Annotated in this window: 26 protein-coding genes; all 26 read right to left on the bottom strand. The window is 42.6% G+C overall.

Translation table 11 applies throughout. The features are described from left to right. Positions 1–167: 167 nt before the first annotated feature. Complete coding sequence (locus PV403_RS22385; protein ID WP_160033227.1) at positions 168–350, bottom strand: IDEAL domain-containing protein; 183 nt, start codon at positions 348–350, stop codon at positions 168–170. A gap of 58 nt (positions 351–408) precedes the next feature. Beyond that, positions 409–1,512, bottom strand: coding sequence for a hypothetical protein (locus PV403_RS22380; protein WP_332086028.1), 1,104 nt, complete (start codon positions 1,510–1,512; stop codon positions 409–411). Positions 1,513–1,621: 109 nt separating this feature from the next. After that, a complete protein-coding gene (locus PV403_RS22375) occupies positions 1,622–2,224 on the bottom strand; it encodes a histidine phosphatase family protein (protein ID WP_332086027.1) in 603 nt (200 codons plus the stop codon). A 27-nt stretch (positions 2,225–2,251) separates the two neighbouring features. Continuing rightward, a complete protein-coding gene (locus PV403_RS22370) occupies positions 2,252–2,845 on the bottom strand; it encodes a hypothetical protein (protein ID WP_332086026.1) in 594 nt (197 codons plus the stop codon). Continuing rightward, on the bottom strand, positions 2,842–3,435 hold the full coding sequence (locus PV403_RS22365; RefSeq protein WP_213529558.1) for an RNA polymerase sigma factor: 594 nt from the start codon (positions 3,433–3,435) through the stop codon (positions 2,842–2,844). Before PV403_RS22365 ends, PV403_RS22370 begins: the two co-directional genes overlap by 4 nt. Positions 3,436–4,138: 703 nt before the next feature. Next, positions 4,139–5,248 carry a prephenate dehydrogenase gene (locus PV403_RS22360; RefSeq protein WP_332086025.1) on the bottom strand — a complete coding sequence of 370 codons (1,110 nt, stop codon included), beginning with the start codon at positions 5,246–5,248 and terminating at the stop codon, positions 4,139–4,141. 10 nt (positions 5,249–5,258) lie between these two features. Continuing rightward, a complete protein-coding gene (gene hisC / locus PV403_RS22355; RefSeq protein ID WP_332086024.1) occupies positions 5,259–6,356 on the bottom strand; it encodes a histidinol-phosphate transaminase in 1,098 nt (365 codons plus the stop codon). A 42-nt stretch (positions 6,357–6,398) separates the two neighbouring features. After that, positions 6,399–7,205, bottom strand: coding sequence for a tryptophan synthase subunit alpha (gene trpA / locus PV403_RS22350; protein ID WP_332086030.1), 807 nt, complete (start codon positions 7,203–7,205; stop codon positions 6,399–6,401). Between the two features lie 8 nt (positions 7,206–7,213). Continuing rightward, positions 7,214–8,410 (bottom strand): tryptophan synthase subunit beta, encoded by a 1,197-nt coding sequence (trpB, locus tag PV403_RS22345; protein ID WP_332086023.1) that lies wholly within the window; start codon positions 8,408–8,410, stop codon positions 7,214–7,216. Next, complete coding sequence (locus PV403_RS22340) at positions 8,407–9,105, bottom strand: phosphoribosylanthranilate isomerase (RefSeq protein ID WP_332086022.1); 699 nt, start codon at positions 9,103–9,105, stop codon at positions 8,407–8,409. Before PV403_RS22340 ends, trpB begins: the two co-directional genes overlap by 4 nt. 1 nt (position 9,106) lies before the next feature. Beyond that, complete coding sequence (trpC, locus tag PV403_RS22335; protein WP_332086021.1) at positions 9,107–9,904, bottom strand: indole-3-glycerol phosphate synthase TrpC; 798 nt, start codon at positions 9,902–9,904, stop codon at positions 9,107–9,109. After that, positions 9,888–10,937, bottom strand: coding sequence for an anthranilate phosphoribosyltransferase (gene trpD / locus PV403_RS22330; protein WP_332086029.1), 1,050 nt, complete (start codon positions 10,935–10,937; stop codon positions 9,888–9,890). Before trpD ends, trpC begins: the two co-directional genes overlap by 17 nt. A gap of 21 nt (positions 10,938–10,958) precedes the next feature. Then, a complete protein-coding gene (trpE, locus tag PV403_RS22325; protein WP_332086020.1) occupies positions 10,959–12,521 on the bottom strand; it encodes an anthranilate synthase component I in 1,563 nt (520 codons plus the stop codon). Positions 12,522–13,041: 520 nt separating this feature from the next. Then, on the bottom strand, positions 13,042–13,419 hold the full coding sequence (aroH, locus tag PV403_RS22320; protein ID WP_332086019.1) for a chorismate mutase: 378 nt from the start codon (positions 13,417–13,419) through the stop codon (positions 13,042–13,044). A 6-nt stretch (positions 13,420–13,425) separates the two neighbouring features. After that, positions 13,426–14,520, bottom strand: a complete 1,095-nt coding sequence (aroB, locus tag PV403_RS22315; protein ID WP_332086018.1) for a 3-dehydroquinate synthase — start codon at positions 14,518–14,520, stop codon at positions 13,426–13,428. 2 nt (positions 14,521–14,522) lie between these two features. Next, positions 14,523–15,692, bottom strand: a complete 1,170-nt coding sequence (gene aroC, locus PV403_RS22310) for a chorismate synthase (protein ID WP_332086017.1) — start codon at positions 15,690–15,692, stop codon at positions 14,523–14,525. A gap of 158 nt (positions 15,693–15,850) precedes the next feature. Further along, positions 15,851–16,060, bottom strand: a complete 210-nt coding sequence (locus PV403_RS22305; RefSeq protein WP_332086016.1) for a hypothetical protein — start codon at positions 16,058–16,060, stop codon at positions 15,851–15,853. Between the two features lie 43 nt (positions 16,061–16,103). Then, positions 16,104–16,898, bottom strand: a complete 795-nt coding sequence (locus PV403_RS22300; protein ID WP_332086015.1) for a CheR family methyltransferase — start codon at positions 16,896–16,898, stop codon at positions 16,104–16,106. A 34-nt stretch (positions 16,899–16,932) separates the two neighbouring features. Then, a complete protein-coding gene (gene ndk / locus PV403_RS22295; protein ID WP_332086014.1) occupies positions 16,933–17,376 on the bottom strand; it encodes a nucleoside-diphosphate kinase in 444 nt (147 codons plus the stop codon). 78 nt (positions 17,377–17,454) lie between these two features. Continuing rightward, positions 17,455–18,429, bottom strand: coding sequence for a polyprenyl synthetase family protein (locus tag PV403_RS22290; RefSeq protein WP_332086013.1), 975 nt, complete (start codon positions 18,427–18,429; stop codon positions 17,455–17,457). Further along, entirely contained in the window at positions 18,426–19,286 is an 861-nt protein-coding gene (locus tag PV403_RS22285) for a menaquinone biosynthetic enzyme MqnA/MqnD family protein (RefSeq protein ID WP_332086012.1), read from the bottom strand. The genes PV403_RS22290 and PV403_RS22285 overlap by 4 nt, the downstream gene beginning before the upstream one ends. Further along, positions 19,283–19,891 (bottom strand): UbiX family flavin prenyltransferase, encoded by a 609-nt coding sequence (locus tag PV403_RS22280; protein ID WP_236570537.1) that lies wholly within the window; start codon positions 19,889–19,891, stop codon positions 19,283–19,285. Before PV403_RS22280 ends, PV403_RS22285 begins: the two co-directional genes overlap by 4 nt. A gap of 1 nt (position 19,892) precedes the next feature. After that, positions 19,893–20,759: a UbiA-like polyprenyltransferase gene (locus PV403_RS22275; protein ID WP_213529578.1), complete on the bottom strand. Its 867-nt coding sequence runs from the start codon at positions 20,757–20,759 to the stop codon at positions 19,893–19,895. Next, on the bottom strand, positions 20,752–21,480 hold the full coding sequence (locus tag PV403_RS22270) for a demethylmenaquinone methyltransferase (protein ID WP_213529579.1): 729 nt from the start codon (positions 21,478–21,480) through the stop codon (positions 20,752–20,754). Before PV403_RS22270 ends, PV403_RS22275 begins: the two co-directional genes overlap by 8 nt. A 42-nt stretch (positions 21,481–21,522) precedes the next feature. Further along, entirely contained in the window at positions 21,523–22,374 is an 852-nt protein-coding gene (locus PV403_RS22265; protein WP_213529581.1) for a heptaprenyl diphosphate synthase component 1, read from the bottom strand. A gap of 94 nt (positions 22,375–22,468) precedes the next feature. Beyond that, a complete protein-coding gene (locus PV403_RS22260) occupies positions 22,469–23,023 on the bottom strand; it encodes a hypothetical protein (RefSeq protein WP_332086011.1) in 555 nt (184 codons plus the stop codon). Between the last annotated feature and the right edge of the window lies 1 nt (position 23,024).

The raw sequence follows: 23,024 nt of genomic DNA, 5'->3' as shown, positions 1-23,024 counted from the left end.
TTGATTTGAAATCATCCGAGACACCACCTGAAATTTATACTTTTATTATACAAAAAATCAGGATGCCTTTCCTCAATATTGAGGAAAGGCATCCTGATTTTAGATATTGGACTTTTTCAGTGGCCTCATTTTTCAGGAGAAGGGTTCTTTTTTAACGTAGGGTTGTCTTACGAAATAATTAATCTCAGTTCATCCGTCAGGCTGCGGAAAGCCACTTCATCCCCCGATGCCAGTGCTTTGTCAATTTCATCATACAATTGTTCACTCCGATGTTTGCGTAATGCCGCGTCCCAGACCATTTCTGCAGCCAGTCCTAACATGACCTCGTAAGTAACTTTCATTTTATCCATAGGATGCACCTCCAACCAATTGTTATATTTTTAGGCTAAGCTAAATTATTTTCACGGGTTAACGGGATGTATATTGAACCGCATTGCAGGTTACCGTTAACCGGTTTCCCCAAGGTGTCATTCTAACAACCTGTCCCTTCTCCTCATGTTCTCCGATCCGAACCATTCCTAGATGCATCATCATTTGAAGTATTCGCTGTTTAAGAACAGCCTCATTCGTATCGTAGTAGAAGGGATGAATGATCACACCCATGCTTTCCAGTAAGGAGGAAACAGTAATCCATTCCTTCGCACACTCCCCGATCCAATACACAACAGAAGCAAGACTTGGAATAGCTCCTTTATAAAGTCTTAACCAATAGCGAAAAATCTGCATCAACTCTTCATCTGATGACTTCTCAAAAACATGGGTGCCTTCATTGGTAATAGCAAGAATTCCATTGTTTTCTGCTATATACCGCTGATGAATTGCATAATCATACAGTAGAGCTAACCGATCAGGGTATTCTTTATAGCTTCTCCCATATCCGAAACGCCATCCTGCTTTTCCTACCAATGGTTCTTTTACATGTAGAAAATCCAGCAGTTGCTGCTGCGTCCTCTTATACATAAATCCTTCCTGATTCAGAGGAATTTCATACTGATCAGTGAATTTAAGCATTAATTTCATATCCTCGAACATTAAATGATGTTCTTCACGATAGATAGAAGGTTCAGGGACAACCTCAGCAAGCTGTATAAATTTTGAACGTATTACGCCCATAAATTTCATTTTTAAATCTTGGGGAACACGATACAAATATTTCGTTTGCTGTGTTGAACCATTAAATAACCAGCCGCGTTTCGTAAACTGAACAACAATATCGCGAAAATAGGCAGCAGGACGTTCTCCCTTGGGTTCCATTGCTTGCTTTGCAAGGGCCGTAAGTTCTTCTATGCTGTAATTTACCCTTCCATCAAACAGTAGTGCATTTAGAAAGCTAAGCTGACCCTCTGGCAGATCATATACCAGTTCTTCAATAAAGGAGGAATTACCGAGTGTAACTAAAATACTCTGAATTAATTCATGTTTGGAATGGGTGTTGCTGCTGCATTCATAATGGTTTGCAATGCGGTTCAGCTGACCAATGTCAGCATACGTAAGTAGATCCGCTAAATTCATTGTCCCATCGCCTCGCCGTTTTACTACCATTATGGGAATTATTGCAACATTTATTCCTTTACGGCAAAAAAAATAACCCGAATCTGCATTCGGGTTATTTACACAGCAATTATTTTTTTGATTTTTCAAACGAACATTCCATTAAATGCTTCGTACAGTTATAAAGCAACGGATTCCATTTTTCTTCTTCATTCTCTAGTATGGTAAGAGACAAATTTCCAATTCTCTCAGTATATCGATCTTCGTAAAGTGCTTTATATAACTGAGCAAGCAGAGCCCCGTGAGAAACGACAAGAATATGCTGATGAGGATGCATCTGTGCCAATTCATTAATAAAGGTAAGGGCCCTTACCCGCATATCAGGTTCTTTTTCCTGCCCTAAGTCTAATAAATTCCAGTCTACTCCCCATTTTGCTTCTCGTTCTTCTTGCGTTAGGCCTTCGGCCTGCCCAAAAGATCTTTCTTGAAGTCGTTCATCAGGCGGAAGCATAGGAACATTAATAATACGGCTTATGATTTCTCCTGTTTCCTGTGCGCGAGACAATCCGCTCGTTATAATATAGTCCCACTCATAGGGTTCAGTTAGAAGACGTTCTCCAAGCAACTTTGCCTGCAGTCTGCCTTCATCATTCAGAGGAATGTCGCTGCGTCCTTGAATTCGTCCAGCTACATTCCAATCCGTAAGTCCATGACGTATTAAACCAATTCTCATTTCAAGATATGCCTCCTTCTCTTTTTGTTATTTGGTTATATGATGCATTCTGCGTAAAGAGAATAAAGCCATCCCCAAAGCTAGCAAAGATATGAATATCCAGTACTCAGGGTAAGCGGGAATCCCTGCTACAAAGGGTTCAATAATACCAGAAGCACCTTTAGTATCATGGTAAAACAAGCTGAAAGCCGGTGTATTACTCGCTACTCCAGTAGGAACAATTCCAGCACCATTATTCATGCCAGCATCGCTACTAGTACTTACCTTCCATACCATGAGCACGATGCTGCACAACAACACGGCTAAACAAGCAGAAATCCAGATTGAAAAACGAGTGACCGTTGTTTCCGTCCATTTGTAGGGTTTGATATCTGTTCTTTGAATATGCGGATGGTCGCTGTATATCTTGTCCATTACCTTACCGTGCATCGATTGAAGCGACTTGTCGGGAACAGGATCTAAAGTCTCGGGAATCAGGTCATATAATTCCTCCCACCTGCTATATTCAAAGGCACAATCAGAGCATTCTTCTATATGTTTATTCAGTTCAACTCGTACCGGATGATGTGCGGACAAATCCCAAACTTGCGCCATGCACTCCTGGGCTTCGTTGCAATTCATTGACTTTTCATCCCTTCATATTCCTCATAGATCGGTTCAAAGAAATACGAATGCAACTGATTCTTGACGCTCATCCGTGCACGAAACAATAAAGATTTGACGGAACTCACGGTCTGCCCTAAAATATCCGAAATTTCCTGATATTCGAGCTGATCATATTCTCTGAGAATAAGAGCCGTTCGCTGCTTATCAGGCAAATTATTAATTGCTTCACGCACTTTAATGACACGTTCATTTCTCAGCATCGCTTGTTCAGGAGCTGTATCCAAAGAAGCAACAGGAATAACTCCACTTTCTTCAAGCGGAATATTACTTCCTCGATGTTTTCGAAGTTCGCTAAGAACCGTATTTCTAGCAATAGTATACACCCAGGTGGAGAAAGATGCATCAATCTCGCGGAAGGAATTTAGACTTCGATAAGCTTTATAAAATGTTTCTGATACTAAATCTTCTGACATATGTTCAAGTCCAGAACTGCGAAGCATGTGGTAGACAAAAGCATACATCTTTCTTTCATATCGTCCCATGAGCTCAGAATATAGCTCGACTTTTCCTGCTTTTATTTCTTTAATCAACTCTGAATCATCCATTAGGTCTAAGCTCCTCCTTGCAGTTCCATAGTGCCCAGGTATATAAAAATGCCTGTAACAACACTTTTTAGAGCAGGAACCTATTATTATGATTGAATATAATTACAGAAATGTAATTTTTATTATGAGGTTGTAAATAGCTAACTAGTTCTTACTCTCTTGCTTGTAAATCCTTATGTAGTAACACTTTCCTAATCATTCCTATAATTCCAAGGAACATTATACCATATAATCAACCAAAGTTTCCCTTTTAATTTATGAAAAATTTGTTATTTATTTTACGTCTATGATACTTTAAGACTAAGTGGACCGGTTTGATCTAGTCATGTAAGCAAAAAAATAGGCCGCGAATTTATCGCAGCCCGTTGTTCAAAATCTGTATTATTAAAATTTCATGATTGAAATATTTAAGCTTTTGAAAAAGTTCAGGAAGCGTTAAAACAAATATGAAAGGAATTATAAAAATATCATTATTCATAGTATGTTTACTTTCAAAAAAAAGAGGCCGCGAATCATCGCGGCCCGTTGTTCATCTTTCAGAACAACCAGTTATTGGATAGGAGTGGAGAGAAACCATACTGTACTTTTATTATATGTATCCGTTTTCATTCTGTCAACCATAATTATACATTTATTTAGGATCTTGCATATTTACATAAATAAAGCGGTTTTATAAACAAAGAAAGAGGGCTTCCCCTCTCTCTTAGCTTCGTACGGTATAACCCAGATTGGTAAGAAGTTCAATTGCTCTCTCCATATCATCCTCCTGCCGAAAGGACAATCTGAGAATGCCGGGTACATCTTCTCTGCTCTCAATGATCTGCATATTGCTCAGATTGATCCGAGCCGTCCCCAGTTCCGTTGCAATTCGTCCAATAATCCCTGGGGTATCCGGAACATCAATATAAATGTCAAATAAAGCATTAATGATTCCTTTTCTTCGCTCCGGTAATTGATCTCGAAAAGAACCGGCTTCACGAAAAGCAGCTTCGATCGCTTCCCCATTACTTTCCTCCAGCACCTGAGTAAACTGGCTTACTTGCTTATTCCAGTCCCGAATAAGTCGCAGTAATACATCACGGTTACTCAGTAAAATATCACGCCATACTACCGGATCACTCGACGCAATACGGGTAATATCACGGAAACCGCCGGCTGCAAGCAGCTGATATAAAGGTTCATTTTGGTTATAGCTGCTGATCTGATTAACTAGTGCTACCGCAATAATATGAGGCAAGTGACTAATAGCGCCCACGATATCATCGTGATGTTCAGGTTCTACCCGGATAACTTGTGCTCTAGTATAAGACAGCAGATGATGAAGCTTATTATAGACGTCTTCCTCGATCTCCGGCTGAGGTGTAAGAACATAGTATGCATTTTCGAATAGCAACGGAGAAGCCGCCTCTACGCCAGACCGTTCTGAACCCGCCATCGGATGCCCGCCAATAAAATATACATCTCGAAAATCGAGTGTCTTCGCAGCTGCTGTAATCGAGGCTTTCGTGCTGCCTACATCCGTAATAATACAGCCTTTCTTTAGCGGGAGTTTATTTAGTTCCTGAAGATAATAATTCAGCATGCCGACCGGTACACTTAAAAAAATGAAATCCGCATCCAGTGCCGCCTCTTCAATGGATAAGGTCACATGATCAAGTACACCGCTCTTTAGATATCTTTCTTGAATTTTCGGTTCATGCGCATAACCAACTACTTCTATTCCCGGCTTCCCTTTAAAACAAAGGGCGAGAGACCCTCCGATGAGTCCCACGCCAAAGATTGCAATTTTGCAGTTTATTCCTTCTGTTCTCATTCCGAGTCCACTATACTTCCGAGCGTTCAGGGGTAAGCGCATGCTCTAGAGCTTTGATGAACGCTTGATTCTGTTCTGGTGTACCTACAGATACCCGGATGTAGTCAGGATAAACCTGGAACCCAGAACGGATAATGATCCCTTGTCGCAGTAAGATATCAAACATCTCGGCAGCCGGTCTGCCAATTTGTACAAGTATAAAATTACCTTGTGAAGGGAAATAGTGAAGACCTAAACGATCAAATTCGCTTTGTAAATAAGTAACACCTTGACGATTCTTATCACGGCAATCTTTTACAAAGTCTTGATCCTGCAAAGCCGCACGAGCAGCAACCTGACCGAATCTTGTGGTATTAAAAGGTTCTCTGACTTGATTAATTAAAGAGATTACTTCGGAACTCGCGATCCCATAGCCGATCCGTAAAGACGCAAGTCCGTAAATTTTGGAGAATGTTCGTAATATGACAAGGTTATTGTATTTCTCCAACATAGGTATCGTCTCTGGATAGGATTCATCCGTAACAAACTCATAATAAGCTTCGTCAAGAACGACCATCACATCGGAAGGGACACGATCCATAAAGGAAACAAGCTCTTTCTCGGTGATAATGGTGCCTGTAGGATTATTCGGATTACATACCCAGATGATTTTTGTTTCGGAAGACACTTTTGATAACATACTTTCTAGATCATGCGTACCGTCAACAAGTGGAACCTCAATACTTACCGCTCCTTCAATATCTGCATTACTCTTATATACTGAAAAAGTTTGATCCGCCATAATTGTCTCGTCACCTGGAACGAGAAAGGCTCTAGCGATCAGGGCAATGATTTCATCCGAACCTGCGCCAAAAATAATTTGATCATTACGCACACCCAGATGTACGGCCAAATCAGCTGTAAGTTCTCCTGCTGAACCGTCTGGATAGATACTCAGATTTGCAAGTTCTGCCTGAATTGCATCCTTCACAAGTGCCGAACTGCCATAAGGATTCTCATTCGATGCAAGCTTAATCACTTCACTGAGTCCCAGCTCTTTTTTCACTTCTTCAACGGGCTTTCCTGGTTTATATACGGGTAAATTGCCAATAGTAGACTTATGTTTCATAAACAAGCCCTCCCTTGTGGATAATGAAAAAAATATCCAAAATTATACTTTTAATTGTGCCACAAACTGGCGTATTTGCAAAAGTCCTTTTTCTTTCGTATCTGGATTTGATAACAAAGGAATCGTATGTTCGATCTCTCTCACAATGGCACTGCCTACGATAACCCCATCACAAATTTCAGCAAAATGTTCTACCTGTTCACGACTGGATATCCCAAATCCAACAGCAACGGGAAGCGTTGTATATGATTTTACCGTTGTAATAAATTCATCTACTTTCTGGTGGAATGCAGCTCTCTCTCCTGTTACACCTAGTGATGATACACAGTAAATAAATCCTCTTGCGCTCGAGACGATCTTCTTTATTCTTTCCTTCGATGTCGGCGCAACTAAGGGAATAAGGTGAATATTAGCACGATCCGCATACTCACGAATCTGTGCAGATTCTTCAATCGGAAGATCCGGAATGATTATTCCGCTAATATCATGCTCTACTAACAAGTCAAAGAAAAGTTCTAGTCCTGTCTGAAGCACGGGATTGTAGTATGTAAAGAGTACAAATGGCAGTTTCACTCCCGCTGCACGTGCACGTTTAGCTGTCTCCATACATGTACGAATCGTAATCTGCTGTTTTAGTGCTCGTTCAGAAGCACGCTGAATGACGGGTCCATCTGCAAGCGGGTCAGAATAAGGCACGCCTAGTTCAATCACATCAGCCCCTGCCTTTTCGAGTTCACGAATGATCTCAACAGTCGTGCTCAGATCTGGATCTCCCACTGTTATAAAAGGAATAAGTGCTGTTTTGCCGCTCATCTGCAGGGTTTGGAAGGTCTCATCCATCCGGTTCAATCGGATACTCATGCGAGTCCACCTCCCGTATATTTCATAATGGATTCCACATCTTTGTCTCCCCGGCCTGATAGACAGATGACAATGATCTGGTCTTTCTTCATAGTTGGAGCTAGTTTCACAACTTCTGCAACCGCATGTGCGGATTCAAGTGCAGGAATAATCCCTTCAATTCTGCTGAGCAGCTGTAGTGCATCCAGCGCCTCTTGATCTGTTATAGGCACATACTGTGCACGTTTGATATCCTTCAAATAAGAATGTTCTGGACCTACACCCGGATAATCTAGTCCAGCTGAGATCGAGTGAGCCTCTTGGACTTGCCCAAATTCATCTTGAAGTAAATAACTCATCGAACCTTGGAACACCCCTTGTGTTCCCTTGCTCATCGTTGCGGCATGGAATTCAGTATCCACCCCTTTACCAGCAGCCTCACAGCCAATCAACTGCACATCTTCATCTTCAACAAAAGGATAAAACATACCGATCGCATTACTTCCGCCGCCAACAGGTGCAACCACCACATCCGGAAGTCTGCCTTCGCTATCCAGGATCTGACGACGGGTCTCATCACCAATCACACGCTGAAAGTTACGGACCATGAGCGGATACGGGTGAGGTCCGACTGCAGAACCTAATATATAGAACGTATCTTCCACGTTACTCACCCAGTATCTTAAGGCCTCGTTGCCCGCATCTTTCAGCGTGCGAGAACCTGACGTAACCGGAATGACTTCCGCTCCGAGTAAGTTCATACGGAACACATTCAGCTGCTGCCGTTTTGTATCTTCTTCACCCATGAATACTTTACACTCAAGACCTAACAGCGCTGCAACAGTAGCAGTAGCTACTCCGTGCTGTCCTGCTCCTGTCTCCGCGATGACTTTCTTTTTGCCCATCCGTTTTGCAAGCAGCCCCTGCGCGAGTGCATTATTAATTTTATGAGCGCCTGTGTGATTCAAATCTTCACGCTTCAAATAAATTTTTGGACCACCCAAATGATGACTAAGGCGTTCAGCGTAATAGAGAGGTGTTTCTCTCCCTGAATATTGTTTTAACAAATAACGAAGTTCCTCATTAAATTCATCATCTTCGGAAAAACGTTTAAATTCCTCTTCCAGTTCAATCAGGGCATTCATTAATGTCTCAGGTACATAACGTCCTCCAAAAGGTCCAAAACGACCATATACATCCGGTACCAGTGTCATGCCTTCTTCACCCTTTCCACAAAAGCTGTCATTTTATTGATGTCTTTGATTCCATTTGTCTCTACACCGCTGGATACATCAACGCCACCCGGTGCATACCCATTCACAAGTTCATGTACATTATCAGGTTCTAACCCTCCGGCTATAAAGAGCGGAATTTGCATGTTCCGTGCCCATAACTGATAGGGAATGCTTCGTTCCCAGGAAAAAGTCCGGCCAGAACCGCCTCCGTATACAGGATCATAGGTATCTATAAGAACGGCATCTATTACTCCTTCATAGGGAGCGAGACTTACATCTATATCTTCAACCGCCTGGTTGGGATCGTTATTCAAAGAAAACACTTTGAATACATTCACACCAAACTTAGCTTTTAGTTCTCGGCATAATGCTGGAGATTCATCACCATGCAGCTGAATTACATCCAGCGATACTTGACGAAGAATTTCTTCAATCTCCTCCACTGAGGGATTTACGAATACCCCAACAGATCTGGGTAATGGACGCACTTCCCATTCTGACAACACATTCACTAGGCCTGCTGCTTGTGCTGCAGTCACCTGACGCTTTGATCTTGCAAAAACGAATCCAATAAAATCGACAGTTAAGTGTTTCATAGATTTTAGCACTTCAACGTCCTGAAGTCCACATATTTTTACAAGCGGCTTCTCGTTCACTTTAGAAATAGACATCATTTTAGTTCCCCGTTCCCATCATCTCAAGCACGGCTTCACCCACATTTTCGTTACGCATAAACTGTTCTCCGACCAAAATTCCTTTTGCCCCTGTTGTTTTTAAAAAATCAACATCCGCCTTGGTTCTTATGCCGCTTTCACTAATTAAGGTGATGCCCGCAGGAACCTGTTGTGATAGAAGTGCGGTTGTATTCAGATCCGTTTCAAAGCTTTTCAGATTCCGATTATTAATTCCAATAAGGGTGGCAACATTCAGATCAAGTACCTGTGTAAGTTCATGCTCATCATGCACTTCGACGAGCACATCAAGACCAAGATCTTTAGCGTACTGATGATAGGCTCCCATCTGTTCTTGTGTCAGTATGCTGGCAATAAGTAAGACTGCATCTGCACCGATTAGGCGTGCCTCCGCAATCTGAAGCTCACTAATAATAAAATCTTTACGAAGTAAGGGAACGTTCACTGCATTTCTAATCTCCGTTAAATAGGCCGCCTGACCTTGAAAATATAATTCGTCTGTCAAAACGGATATACAATCCGTTCCTGCCTCTTCATAGGCTTTGGCAATCCGCACGGGATCAAAATCAGGGCGAATCAGTCCTTTTGAAGGGGATGCTTTCTTCACTTCTGCAATAAGTCCCATCCCGCAGCTGTGCGATCTCGATAAAGCCTGCTCAAACCCTTTCGTATTAGGCATTTGTGCAATCTTTCTTTCTGCTGCAGTAAGATCAAAGCTTTGCTTAAGCTTTGCTACTTCTTCTATTTTGGTGGCTACAATGCGATCAAGATACGTACTCATGGTCATACTCCCCCGTTTTCTGAATAAGTTGTGTGAGCTTTGCATAGGCTTTGCCGGAATCAATAGCACCCTTCGCCATATGAACACCTTCGGCCAAACTTCCCGCAAGGCCCGTTACATAGATTGAAGCACCGCTGTTCGCAAGTACGATATCACGATAAGGGCTCATTTCACCCGATAAGACACCTTTTATAATCTCCGCATTTTCAGCCGCATTGCCTCCAAGCACACTAGTTAGCGGATGTACACGAAGGCCAAGGTCGCTCGGATGAATGTCATACGTATGAACGGCTCCATCCTTCAGTTCAGAAACCTTTGTTCTGTCTGAAATACTGATCTCATCAAGACCGTCATAACTTGCTACAACGAGTGCTCTTTTGAGGCCAAGTCTTCCTAGTACCTCAGCAATAATCTCTGTCTTGTTGATATCATATAGTCCTAATACCTGCCGATCTGCCCCAGCCGGATTGGTAAGCGGACCAAGCATATTAAATACGGTACGAAAACCGAGTTCTTTACGCGGTGCTGCGGCGTACTTCATCGAAGGATGATAAAGCTGTGCAAATAGGAAACAAATATTAATTTCATCTAAACAAGCCTTAGCTTGAGTATTATTCAGGTGAATATTTACGCCTAATGCTTCAAGTACATCCGCACTGCCTGCTTTACTGCTTGCGGAACGATTGCCGTGTTTAGCTACCCGTACCGATACGGAGGAGGCAATGATCGCTGAAGCTGTGGAAATATTAAACTTACTGATACCAGAGCCTCCGGTACCGCAAGTATCCAGCAAATTTTCCTGGTCCGTAATCATCTTATTAGCAGAACTTCGCATTGCCTGAGCAAAACCTGTAATCTCATCCACCGTTTCGCCCTTCATGCGCAGTGCTGTTAACAATCCGCCAATCTGTGAGGATGTCGCTTCTCCGTTCATGATACTGGACATAACAAGCCTTGCCTCTTCCTGTGACAGATGATTACCACCTAATATCTTATTTAGACCCTGCTGGATGGCAGTTACGCTGCTTAGCATACTCATGTGTTCTCCTCCTCCTTATCCTTTAAGATTCGATGACATACAAATGTAGTCTTGGTTAGCATACGCTGGACCGGGTGGCTGTACGGGAAACATCGCTTCTGCACAGCGAATGGCGGTCAGCAATGCTTTCGCCTTATTTACGGTTTCTTCATATTCTTTTTCCGGTACCGAGTCCCATACAATTCCCGCCCCTGCTTGCACGTAAGCTTTACCTTCTTTGAAAATAATAGTCCGGATTGTGATGCATGTATCCATATTGCCTGTAAAACCGAGATACCCGATTGCGCCTGCATAGGCTCCTCTCGCTTCACGTTCTAGTTCAGCAATAATCTCCATTGCTCTCAGTTTAGGAGCCCCAGATACCGTGCCTGCTGGCAGACATGACAGAAATGCATCAAAGAAATCACGATCTTCTCTAAGTGTGCCGGAGACATTGGATACCATGTGCATGACATGCGAATATTTCTCGATTTCCATATAAGAATCGCACTTGACGCTGCCAAACTCACTGACTCTCCCAATATCGTTCCTACCAAGATCCACTAACATGAGATGTTCTGAACGTTCTTTCTCATCCGTAAGTAAATCTTGTGCAAATTCCGCATCCTGTGCTTCTGTCTTGCCTCGTGGCCTAGTTCCGGCAATCGGTCTTGTCTGCACGCGACCTCCGTCCACTTTTACAAGCGGTTCAGGTGAAGTGCCGACGATGATCTCTTCCTCCATTTTTAGATAATACATATAAGGTGAAGGATTAAGGGTACGAAGTACACGGTATACTTGAAGCGGCGATACTTCCGTTTCGATATGAAAACGCTGGGATAATACGACTTGAAAAATATCTCCGGCCCGAATATATTCCTTAGCCTTTTCCGTATTTGCGAGAAATTTTTCTTTCGTTAGATTCGAGTGCACCGTCCCCAGCTCCACACCGTCTGGAATCGATCGACGATTCACATTTTCCGAAGGTCCTTCTTCTGCCAGCTGGCTTGCGAGCTGTTCCAGCCGATCTGTCACTCTTTGATAAGTTTCAAGAATATCTTGATCCAGATCTCCCGGATTCACATGTACATTGCCAACAAGCAGGATCTGCTGCTTCACATGATCGAAAACAATAATTTCATCACAGAACATAAACTGAATATCTTCCATTTGAAGATCATCCACTTGATGTTTCGGAAGTTTTTCATAATATTGAAGCAAGTCATATCCGAAGAATCCAATAGCTCCACCTGTAAAGGGAGGCAAATCTTTTATTTTCGGACTGCGATATTGCCTAAGCAGTGCCTTCAATTCTTCAATCGGTTTTCCTTTCATTTGTGATTTTTCACCTTTATGCGTGAGTGTTAACACACCATTCTTCCCTGCTATCGATAAAAAAGGAGCTGTGCCAATAAAAGAATATCTAGCCCACTGGCTGCCTCCTTCCACACTTTCCAGTAAAAATGCATATTCCTCATTTGCAAATCGGCTGAACAATCGAATGGGTGTCTCCATATCAGCCAAAATCCGCTTTACAACAGGAATTAGATTATATTCTGTTGCTAATTTTAATACTTGCTGTGCTTCGCTATTCATCATAAAACACTCCTTTTTCATTGAGATAGGCAGAGTGTAGATGGATGGAAGTAGGGATATGCTTACGCAAAAAAACCTCTACGAGAACGTAGAGGTTTATAAAAACAATAATAAAGTGAAGTGTAAACAGCATGATCCGATCATGGAGGTTCATCTATCTATGTACAAAGAAAGAGTCTTATCCTAAGATACGTAATCTAAGGAAGCATATGAACTCTTATCCGCAGCATCCATATTTCTATAAATATGGCCCATGCTGTGATTTATATGTACAAGATATTGCAAAAATCCATGTTCATCTCTCCATATGGGTCCATACACTAAAGTATGAATCCATGGTTGTTCCTCACTCTTTATGCTACCCATATGCGCTACCGCACATAAGCCATAAATCATAGGAACTCGTCTCAGCTCTGCTATACTCTACTCAATTAAAGTTTTATCTAAACTCTAAACTCTTCTCATCTCTGCTAACAATCACTATACATTACATCTACAGGTTTTGGCAAGAAGCCATTTTCACCTATGTATTCGATGATTCTGCTAAATCCGGCCGCAAAGCCTTGGCTCCATTCAAATATACGTGAACCATTTCCTTTTGCGTTTTGTCTGTATTCACATGAATCATGAATCGAATACATTTCTCCAGTGATCCCTTGACAGGTACCTCCTGGGAACACATGAGGGGAACAAGCTCCCATCCCTGTAATTCTCGAATAGACTTGGCTGGAAATGCAGCATCAAGATCTTTCGTCAGCGTAATCCATACGCTGCATATCGCCTCAGGATCAAGTGAATTCTTCTGAACGATTTCTTTGAGAAGTCTGCTCGTTTCATTCACAATATCTGCTTCCGTATTGCTTGCAACCGTTGTTGCACCGCGAATTCCTCTTGTGTACATGCGATCCTACACCTCCTTCTTCAGTTCCTCAAGCACCAGACGAACATCCTCGGCCCGTACATCTTTGGCAATGGTGACCTCACCAATCGCTGTAGGAATGATAAAGACCATATGGCCTTCTCTGAATTTCTTGTCATGCATCATCGCAGACATAATATCCTCAGTACTCAGATGCTCAGGGAGGGAAGTCGGTAGTCCAATCGCCTTAAGCATCCGTTTGGTGTCTTCATATAGCGAAGCATCTGCTCCCCTCATGACACCAAGCTTAGCTGATCCAACCATCCCGATGGATATGGCTTCTCCATGAAGGAACTCCCCATAACCAGCAATGGCTTCAATCGCGTGACCAATGGTATGACCAAGATTCAGGATCGCGCGAATTCCGTTTTCTTGCTCATCCTGAGAAACAATCTCTGCCTTGATCGCACAACCTTTGAGTAGTCCATACGCTAAAGCATCCTTATCAAGAGCTAATAACTGATCTGCATTCTCCTCGCACCAATGGGCAAAATCTGCATCCCTGATCAGTCCGTGCTTAACCATTTCTGCAAGCCCAGCAGATACCTCACGACGCGGTAGTGTGAGCAGCGTGTTTACATCATAAAGGACTAGCTCTGGCTGATGAAAAGCACCGATCATGTTTTTAGCGAGTGGATGATTAATCGCTACTTTTCCGCCCACACTGCTATCATGAGCTAGGATGGTAGTCGGAATTTGCACAAATTTGATTCCTCGCATATAAGTAGCGGCTACAAATCCAGCTAAATCTCCAACCACTCCGCCTCCAAGCGCAAGAATAGCCGAGCTGCGATCCAGCTTTGCTTCAATTGCACTTGTCATCATCTCTTCATAAACTTTCAGCGACTTAGAAGTTTCACCGCTTGGTACCACAGCAGATGCTACAGCATACCCTGCGGTTTCCAGAGAAGTGAGAAGTGTATCAAGATAATGAGGAGCAACTTTCTCATCCGTAATAACAAGCAAAGAACTTTTTACGCTGATTCCATGCTTCTGAATATAATCTCCTGCTTCTTCAAGAAGTCCACTGCCAATATAGATTGGATACGATCGTTCACCGAGATCAACCTTTAGCTCCCTCATCACTAGTAACGCTCCAATTGTGCATTATAGTTATCGAGGTTGGCCCGGATCTCCTCTATAGAATCTCCGCCGAATTTCTCCAAGAACGCTTTAGCTACTTCAAAAGCAACCACATGCTCCATTACCACACTCGCAGCAGGTACAGCACATGCATCCGAACGTTCAACCTGAGCGGTAAACGGCTCTTTTGTATCAATATCTACACTTTGCAGCGGTTTATAAAGCGTCGGAATTGGCTTCATTACACCGCGTACTTTTATTGGCATACCATTCGTTACCCCGCCTTCAAATCCGCCAAGGCGATTCGTAGCACGGTGGTATCCTTTCTCTTCCGTATACAGAATTTCATCATGTACCTGGGAACCACGAATCGTGCCCGCCTCGAACCCAATTCCAATCTCTACACCTTTAAATGCATTAATTGACATAACCCCTTGGGCAATACGTCCATCAAGCTTCCGGTCATATTGAACATAGCTTCCAAGACCAACAGGAACACCTTCCACAATACATTCTACAATCCCGCCGATTGAATCGCCTTCTTGCTTAATCTGATCAATATAAGCTTCCATCTTCTTCTCTGTTTCTTCATCCGTAACGCGAACCGATGAGGCTTCTGTACGAGCACGAAGTTCTTCCAGCGGAAGGTCTTCATAAGGAGCTTCAATCTCCCCAATCCGAAGCACTCTGCCGGCAACCTCTATTCCAAACTCGGAGAGTAGTTGGCGTGCAAGCGCGCCCACAGCAACACGTACCGTTGTTTCTCTTGCACTAGAACGTTCTAGTACATTACGGAGATCTTTCAAATTATATTTAAGTCCGCCATTCAAATCTGCGTGACCTGGACGTGGACGATGCATTCTGCGTTTCTCTTCATCATTACCTTCGATTGGTTCAATGTTCATAATATTACGCCAATGCGTCCAGTCTTTATTCTCAACTACGAGCGCCACTGGTGCTCCAGTTGTATATCCGTGACGAATTCCACCCACAATTTCAGCGGTATCTTTCTCAATTTGCATACGACGACCTCGGCCATATCCTTTTTGACGGCGATGGAGCTGGAAATTCAGTTCCTCAAAATCCACCTTCATATTGCTCGGAAGACCTTCAACGATTGCGGTTAATTGGGGTCCGTGCGTTTCCCCTGCGGTTAAATAACGAAGACTCATAATACGTTCCCCCTTTATACTGTTAAGCTTTAAACTGCTAAAATCCTTAATCTTTGATCATTATAGTATAGCATGTTATCTTTGACAAGAAATGTTCTCATTCATAAAAAAACACGCAGATTCAAATGGGGAATCTGCGTGTTCTCTATTACGTAAGTTTACTTGCTTCCCATCAGACTAGTCTGCCTGGATCTATTGCTGTTCTGTAGATTACTATCGGGCTTTATGCTGCCAAGGACCTGTCTCATTTGAGAAGGATCGAGTCCAAGAATCTGAGCACATTCCAAAATACTAATCATTCCCTGCCGGTAGGCAGTAATCACAACTTGCTTGTCAATAACTTTCGCCTCCAGATCTATCCATAACATCTGATTGCTACAGTATGAGACATTCTAGCTGTTTTTTATGCATTTATTTTTTACGATAGAAAAAAGTCTCTGCTCCTTCAAGGCCGTACTCTCCTGGTGAGAAAATTTGTTCTGTACTTCCCACAAATAAAATACCGCCAGGACGAAGTGCATTTGCAAATTTCTGATAAAGCACATGTTTTGCTTCTTCTGTAAAATAGATCATCACATTTCGGCACACAATCAAGTCAAACCCATCCTCAAAGGGGTCCATAAGTAAGTTTTGTTTACTAAAATGGACAGCTTCCGCCAGTTTAGGATCGATTTTATAATGCAATCCCTCAGGTTTAAAGTATTTTTTGACTACCTGCTCAGGAACTTCCTTTAAGGAACGTTTCAAATATGTACCTTGCCCTGCCTTCGCCAAAGCACCATCATCAATGTCAGTGGCCATAATTGTACTGCTTGAGAGCAAACCAGCCATGTCAAGAATCATTGCGATTGTATAGGGCTCTTCTCCCGTAGAACAAGCGGCACTCCATACTTTAAGCGGAAGATGGGAAGTAAGGGAAGGAAGCAATGTGTTTTGCAGTACTTCCCACCGATTCCGGTTCCTCCAAAATTCAGACACATTAATCGTCATTCGATCTAGAAAATCTAGAAAAAGTGCTTTGTTTTGTTCCATCCCTTCAAAAAAAGCGGCAAAAGAATCGTACCCATGTCTTAACCTAAGGGTAGTCAACCGCCGCTTCATTTGAGTTTCTTTATACTGGGCAAGATCAATTCCAGTAGCTGCCTTGATCTTATGAATAAACAGGACATAGTCATCCTGTTCAGAACCTTTTTCAAGCAGTGACATTTGATTCCTTCCTTCTTACGGAAAGATCACTCGTTTATGTCCAGGCAGCAATCGTTTTACTGTAAGATACCAGCTCATCCTCATTAAAGAAGTTAGCAAGCTCACGAGCTGCACTTTCAGGAGAATCAGCACCATGAATCAGATTATGCGGAGTAACTGCTGCAAAATCTCCACGAATCGTTCCAGGGAGTGCCTCTTTCACTTTGGTTTTCCCAATGACCACCCGAGCGAGTTCAATTACATCTTCACCTTCCCATACCATGGCAAAGACCGGCCCAGAAGTAATGAAAGACACGAGCTCATCAAAGAAAGGCTTACCTTCATGTTCCGCATAATGACGTTTTGCTTGTTCGTCAGTCATCTGTACGAATTTACCTGCAACCAGTTTAAACCCCTTATCTTCAAACCGACTAACAATTCGTCCAATGAGTCCACGTTGTACGCCATCTGGTTTCACCATCAAAAAAGTACGTTCCATGTGTATTCTCCTCCAGGCTTAATTATGAATGCGCTGCTTCGTAAGCTTTCGACTTCGTGAGAACATCTTCCTGCCTGATTAATATGAACGTTTTACGACAAAATGAGCGATATCCCGCAAATTTTTCTTTGTCTTGATGTCAGGGAGTCCTTCCAAGGCATCAAGAGCTTTATTCATATATCGGTCAGCAAGCTCCTCCGCTTTAGTCATTCCCGCACTCTCTTTAATCATACCCACTGCAGCACGAACACTACCCATATCATTCTGATCTCGAATGTTAGCGATCAGTTGCAACAGATCGGGTCTAATCTTCTCATCCTGTAACGCATAAATGACGGGTATTGTAATATTGCCTTGAAGCATATCACTTCCCGGTGGTTTACCAAGCTGCTTCTCTGTTCCTCTAAGGTCCAGCAGGTCATCCTGAATTTGGAATGCCATCCCCACATTGTATCCATAGCTGTATAAGCGTCTACAAATGTCACTGGAAGCTCCCGCGGCCACGGCCCCTAGCTGGCAACTGATCGCAATCAGCAGAGCCGTCTTCCGGCGGATACGAAGTAAGTAATTCCGAATACTCTGATCCGTATTGAAGAAATCTCGGATTTGTTCCATTTCACCAATGGTCATCTGAACCATCGCTTTTGCCATGGTCTGATGGATCAGTGGATTAGGGAGTTCCGTAATCATGAGCATTGCTCTGGCATAAATGTAATCTCCTGTGTACATCGCAATCCGATTATCCCATTTGGATTTCACTGTGAGTTGTCCGCGGCGTGTCTTCGCGTTATCAATCACATCATCATGAACAAGAGAAGAAGAATGAATGAGTTCTAACGGAACAGCGATATGTTTCAGCACTTCAATATCATAGGTTCCAAATTTACCGCCCAGCAAAACAAAGACAGGACGCAGCCTCTTACCACCTGCTTTCAGCAAGTGTAAGGAAGTCTCAGCAAGCAGCTTCTGATCCGTTTCCACACTTTTATACAATTCTTTCTCGATGTACTTCATATCTTTTTTAAGTTCAGTCAATATATCCAGTAGTTTCATTCCGTCACCCGTATCAGCTTATTCTCATTCCAGAGATCCAGCCGGACCTCATGCTCCATGAGACCAAGCTCATGTGCATAACGGAAATACAGTTGCAGGCCCTGCAACTCATTTTCACCAAAATCGTAACATAAATTCGTAAAATAATCATACCAATAAGATTTCGTTCCTCCGATTTTTTGTATCGCTTCATCTATAACCGGAGTAAGTTCTTGCATAATCTTTTCTTTACTTGATATAAAAGCATCTGTGATCTCATGAATCACTTCACTATGACATTTGGCATAATCAGATGAAACTGCCCATACCGCAAAAGTCATACTTTGGTTCGTGAAATAGTGCCATCTCTCGCCCAGATCATAGACATGATAGCCATGATTTGTCCAAGATGCCTGTATCGCAGAATCGCCGATCAATAAAGCTGCATCTGCCTGCTCCATCATAGAAGGCAGATCCGGTTCCTGTGTAATATACGTTGGGTTCAATTTGTAGAACTTCGTCATTAGTATTTTCAATAAATTCACAGAAGTAGCCGACGTATTTGTCAGAGCGATTGTTCCACTGCCCAGGTCTTCTATCTTCTTTTTACTGAAGAGCAGAATTGATTTCACTTCGCCTTTACTGCTGACCGATATATCAGGCAATGCCATCAGGCGCCTTGATTCCATACCATAAGCAAAAGAAGACATGGCACTCAGATCAAGTGTACCTTCATGTATTCTTTGATTCAGTACAGCGGGGACTTCTGTAACCATCTCGACCGGATGGGTAAGTTTCTTGGGATCAAAATAATGAAAGATAGGCCAAGCATTGGTATAACTAATCTTACCGAGAACGGTTTTGCTGTGAGTATTCATGTTGTCTCCCCCCATCTCGTAAACAGATCATGCTCAATATGAAGAGTATCTAGTACTTTTCCAACAAGGAAATTAATTAAATCATCCATCGTTTTGGGATGGTAATAAAAGGCCGGCATCGCAGGAATCATTTTGACTCCAAGGCGTGACAGCTTCAACATATTTTCGAGATGTATCGCATGAAGCGGCGTCTCTCTCGGAACCAAAACTAAGGAACGGCCCTCTTTCATCATCACATCTGCCGCGCGAGCCATCAGATTATCTGAGGCTCCATGAGCAATGGCTGATAAGGTGCCCATAGAACATGGCATGATGATCATCCCGTCCATTAAAAATGAACCGCTTGCGATCGAAGCCCCGATGTCATTTACGGGATGATAAACAAGAGAACCGGGACGGCTCCCGAACTTCTCGTTCAAAATCCCTTCCCGGTCCGTAACGTTCCAGCCTAGTTCTTCTTTTATGACACGCCAGCCTGCATTTGATACGACAAGGTGAACTTCATAGGCCTGATCAAGTAAAGTTTCAATCAGCCGTATTCCGTATATACTGCCGCTTGCCCCTGTAATGCCAACGGCAAGTCTTTTCAACCGGTTTGCTGTCAAGTTAAAACACCACCACATCAATCAAAGTAAAGACAAAGATTACGATGCTGACTACACTGTTCAGAGTAAAGAAAGCCGTCTGTAAACGACTTAGATCACTCGGTGTCACAATGTAATGCTCATAAATGAGCAGCGCACAAGAGATCAGAATTCCTACTGCATAGATCCAGCTTAAACCTGTGATAAAGAATAAGGCAATAAAGCCAGCCGCAGTAATGATGTGAAATACTTTTGCAATAGTCAATGCCCCAGCGATACCAAAACGCGAAGGAATGGAGTACACGCCTTCTTCTCTATCAAAATCAATATCCTGGCACGCATAAATAATATCAAAACCTGCTGTCCAAAAAGCGGCCGCTACAAAAAGCACAAGACTGCTCAGGTTAATTTCTCCTGTCACTGCGACCCATCCGCCAAGCGGAGCAAGGGCAATGGTAAAACCTAGTACAATATGGCAAGCCCATGTGAACCGTTTGGTATAAGAATAAATAACGAGCATAAATACAGCAATCGGAAGGAGTTTTACCGAAAGCGGATTAAGCTGTGATGCTGCCCAAAATAATAAAATAAAAGAGATAATTACAAAAACAACAACTTCGCTGATTTTGAGAAGTCCTGCTGGAATGGCTCGTCCAGCCGTTCTAGGGTTCTTGGCATCAATCACGCGGTCTATCATTCGATTGAGTCCAAAGGCAGCGCTTCGCGCACCAATCATAGCGAGCAGTACCCAGCCAATCTGAGCCCAACTCGGTAAATGGCCTGTTATTTCTGTCGATCCCAGCACAGCACCCATAAATGCAAAAGGCAACGCAAACAGCGTATGCTCAATTTTAATCATTTCTAGAAAAATACCAATTTTCTTAAACATGCTGACTCTCCTTGATCCCGATATGTAATGCTGCTATTCCGCCCGTTAAGGCATAGGAAGTGACGTTTTGTAAGCCGGTCTCTTTGAAAATCTGTTCGAGTTCCGCTCTTCCAGGAAACATCATAAGGGAGTCAGGTAACCATTTGTACTGTTCGTAACGCTTTGCTAACAGCTTGGCAATAAAAGGAAGCATATTTCTAAAATAAAAATAATACAAACCTTTAAACGGCTGCCAGGTAGGTTTAGAGAGTTCCAGACAGACGACCTTCCCTCCTGGTTTTACTACACGCTGCATTTCGTTTAATACTTGTTTGATATCCGGCACATTACGAAGACCAAAGCCAATTGTTACGTAATCAAAGCTATTATCTTCATAAGGCAAACTCATCGCATTCCCCTGAATGAGCGTAATCTGCTGTTTGCGGCCTAGTTTTTCAACTTTACGCTGACCTACTTCCAGCATATTGCTGCTAAAATCAAGTCCTTCGATGTGACCCGTTTCACTTGCTTCTGCAAGTGCGAGCGTCCAGTCACAAGTGCCACAGCAGACATCTAATGCCGTTTGTCCAGGCTGTACATTCATTTTTTTCATTGTGAATTTACGCCAGGCCTTATGACGTCTAAAGCTAAGCGTGTCATTCATTACATCATACTTACCAGCAATACTCTGAAAAACCGAATGGACGTACTGTTCCTTCGGCTTGTTCCCCCCATGCTGCATGTATAAATACCACCTTTATTCACTTTTCATCGAACAATAAACTTATGCACTTGCCCTATGTAAGAAATAGGGTTCTAAGAGGGTCTTTAGTTCTTCACGAAGCACATGATCGTGCACATGATTCTCTAATAAACCTTGAACCGAAAGCACGGACTGGTCTATCTTCTTCGTCAGCACTTCGATTGTTTTATGCTTACTAATCAGTTCATTCCATTCGGATGGCGTAACCATCCCTTTTGCCAAGGCAGAGCGTACATCCAAACTTTCGTTTTCATAAACATGTAAATAAGCGAATCTTGATTTTGAACGTTCAACGTCGTTTGCAGCTTCCCGTTCTTCAACAAGCATATCCAACAGACTAAATGAGGTTAGAAACTGGTCATAGAGCCCCGCTTGTTGTTCCGAAATCATGTTTTGAAAAGAAAGAAACAGCTGCTTCTTCAGCTGTACCGATTCTTGCACATAATCTTCGGAGGAAACCTTGTGTTTCTTCATACGGTCATAAAGGCTCATTTTCCGTTCATTCAATCGGCAGATCCCATCACTGAGCGAAGCAATAACCGATATATGACCGGATTGGGCTAGCAATTGATAAAACCGTGAACTAAAAAAATCGCCTCCGAGCACTTTAAGCTGACGAGAACGCATATCCTGCTCTCCAAGATCTTCTTCCTGAACATCAATCATCTCATGCGTATCTAGTCCCATTTGTACAAGTGCTGTAACTAAGGAAAAGAGTTCGCTGTCCTCAACTGAATGTCTCTGCCCTTGGTTCAAAAACGTGTAAAGCAACTGTACACGGCCATTAGGAAACGTCGGCAATTCCGTATGCCGCTGTATCATATCATAATCCGTATATTTTTTTGCAAGATTTGCTACGCGGTATGAAATCATTATAAATCCTCCGAGCGTTCATTCAAAAATAATCAAGCATCTTCGTCACAATCTTATCTATTATAACATATGTTTCTTATACCCGCACAGGGCATCAATAACCGTTTTCAGAGGAAATAAACTGCTCACGCCATAGATTTGTCTCTGTCATATGAAACCTTTGAATCAGTTCATCAGGTAGCGCCGAGTTTTTCCATTCGCTTAACTTCATCCATGCTTGTCTGTCCCATTCAGCGCGTTTTATATCTGCAGAGAGAAGTAAATGCCTCTTCCCTGCCCATTCATCTTCCGCAAGCACACGAAGCATAAGCTGACTTACGTTATTCGTTCGCTCCATGGAAAAGGATGCGATACTCGCAATATCTATATAAATTTCGGAAGGTATGATGGAGTTCCCTGTCACTTTGAGATCTAGGGTCAGCACATTTTTACTCCATTTCACTTTACTGATCGGCGTATGTAAAGAAAGATCATGCAAAGCGTCAACCAAATTTTTATCAGTTAGTGTTAATTGTTCATTTGCCGAAAGCACTTCTTTTGATTCTTCTGCTATCCACTTTTTACTTTGCCCCGTAACAAACGTTGACAAAAGTACCGCTGCACCAAGAGACATGACGAGAACAAGGGATAATATTCTTCTCTTTTTCAAT

The organism is Paenibacillus sp. GYB006 (assembly GCF_036577645.1).
GTDB lineage: Bacteria > Bacillota > Bacilli > Paenibacillales > Paenibacillaceae > Paenibacillus.
Note: the sequence above shows the minus strand (reverse complement) of the source record. Positions and strands in the feature narration are given on the sequence as shown.

What these genes read in the sequence shown, in the direction of transcription:
- PV403_RS22380 (WP_332086028.1), bottom strand. Translation starts at nt 1,512, where the DNA reads ATGAATTTAGCGGATCTACTTACGTATGCTGACATTGGTCAGCTGAAC.
- PV403_RS22370 (WP_332086026.1), bottom strand. Translation starts at nt 2,845, where the DNA reads ATGAATTGCAACGAAGCCCAGGAGTGCATGGCGCAAGTTTGGGATTTG.
- hisC (WP_332086024.1), bottom strand. Translation starts at nt 6,356, where the DNA reads ATGAAACATAAGTCTACTATTGGCAATTTACCCGTATATAAACCAGGA.
- PV403_RS22285 (WP_332086012.1), bottom strand. Translation starts at nt 19,286, where the DNA reads ATGAATACTCACAGCAAAACCGTTCTCGGTAAGATTAGTTATACCAAT.
- aroB (WP_332086018.1), bottom strand. Translation starts at nt 14,520, where the DNA reads ATGAGGGAGCTAAAGGTTGATCTCGGTGAACGATCGTATCCAATCTAT.
- trpD (WP_332086029.1), bottom strand. Translation starts at nt 10,937, where the DNA reads ATGCTAAGCAGCGTAACTGCCATCCAGCAGGGTCTAAATAAGATATTA.
- PV403_RS22270 (WP_213529579.1), bottom strand. Translation starts at nt 21,480, where the DNA reads ATGCAGCATGGGGGGAACAAGCCGAAGGAACAGTACGTCCATTCGGTT.
- PV403_RS22275 (WP_213529578.1), bottom strand. Translation starts at nt 20,759, where the DNA reads ATGTTTAAGAAAATTGGTATTTTTCTAGAAATGATTAAAATTGAGCAT.
- aroC (WP_332086017.1), bottom strand. Translation starts at nt 15,692, where the DNA reads ATGAGTCTTCGTTATTTAACCGCAGGGGAAACGCACGGACCCCAATTA.
- PV403_RS22375 (WP_332086027.1), bottom strand. Translation starts at nt 2,224, where the DNA reads ATGAGAATTGGTTTAATACGTCATGGACTTACGGATTGGAATGTAGCT.
- trpC (WP_332086021.1), bottom strand. Translation starts at nt 9,904, where the DNA reads ATGAGTACGTATCTTGATCGCATTGTAGCCACCAAAATAGAAGAAGTA.
- PV403_RS22340 (WP_332086022.1), bottom strand. Translation starts at nt 9,105, where the DNA reads ATGATGTCTATTTCTAAAGTGAACGAGAAGCCGCTTGTAAAAATATGT.
- PV403_RS22360 (WP_332086025.1), bottom strand. Translation starts at nt 5,248, where the DNA reads ATGAGAACAGAAGGAATAAACTGCAAAATTGCAATCTTTGGCGTGGGA.
- PV403_RS22365 (WP_213529558.1), bottom strand. Translation starts at nt 3,435, where the DNA reads ATGGATGATTCAGAGTTGATTAAAGAAATAAAAGCAGGAAAAGTCGAG.
- PV403_RS22290 (WP_332086013.1), bottom strand. Translation starts at nt 18,429, where the DNA reads ATGAAACTACTGGATATATTGACTGAACTTAAAAAAGATATGAAGTAC.
- PV403_RS22305 (WP_332086016.1), bottom strand. Translation starts at nt 16,060, where the DNA reads ATGTTATGGATAGATCTGGAGGCGAAAGTTATTGACAAGCAAGTTGTG.
- ndk (WP_332086014.1), bottom strand. Translation starts at nt 17,376, where the DNA reads ATGGAACGTACTTTTTTGATGGTGAAACCAGATGGCGTACAACGTGGA.
- trpE (WP_332086020.1), bottom strand. Translation starts at nt 12,521, where the DNA reads ATGATGAATAGCGAAGCACAGCAAGTATTAAAATTAGCAACAGAATAT.
- PV403_RS22265 (WP_213529581.1), bottom strand. Translation starts at nt 22,374, where the DNA reads ATGATTTCATACCGCGTAGCAAATCTTGCAAAAAAATATACGGATTAT.
- aroH (WP_332086019.1), bottom strand. Translation starts at nt 13,419, where the DNA reads ATGTACACAAGAGGAATTCGCGGTGCAACAACGGTTGCAAGCAATACG.
- PV403_RS22300 (WP_332086015.1), bottom strand. Translation starts at nt 16,898, where the DNA reads ATGTCACTGCTTGAAAAAGGTTCTGAACAGGATGACTATGTCCTGTTT.
- PV403_RS22385 (WP_160033227.1), bottom strand. Translation starts at nt 350, where the DNA reads ATGGATAAAATGAAAGTTACTTACGAGGTCATGTTAGGACTGGCTGCA.
- trpB (WP_332086023.1), bottom strand. Translation starts at nt 8,410, where the DNA reads ATGACACTGGTACCGGATGTATATGGTCGTTTTGGACCTTTTGGAGGA.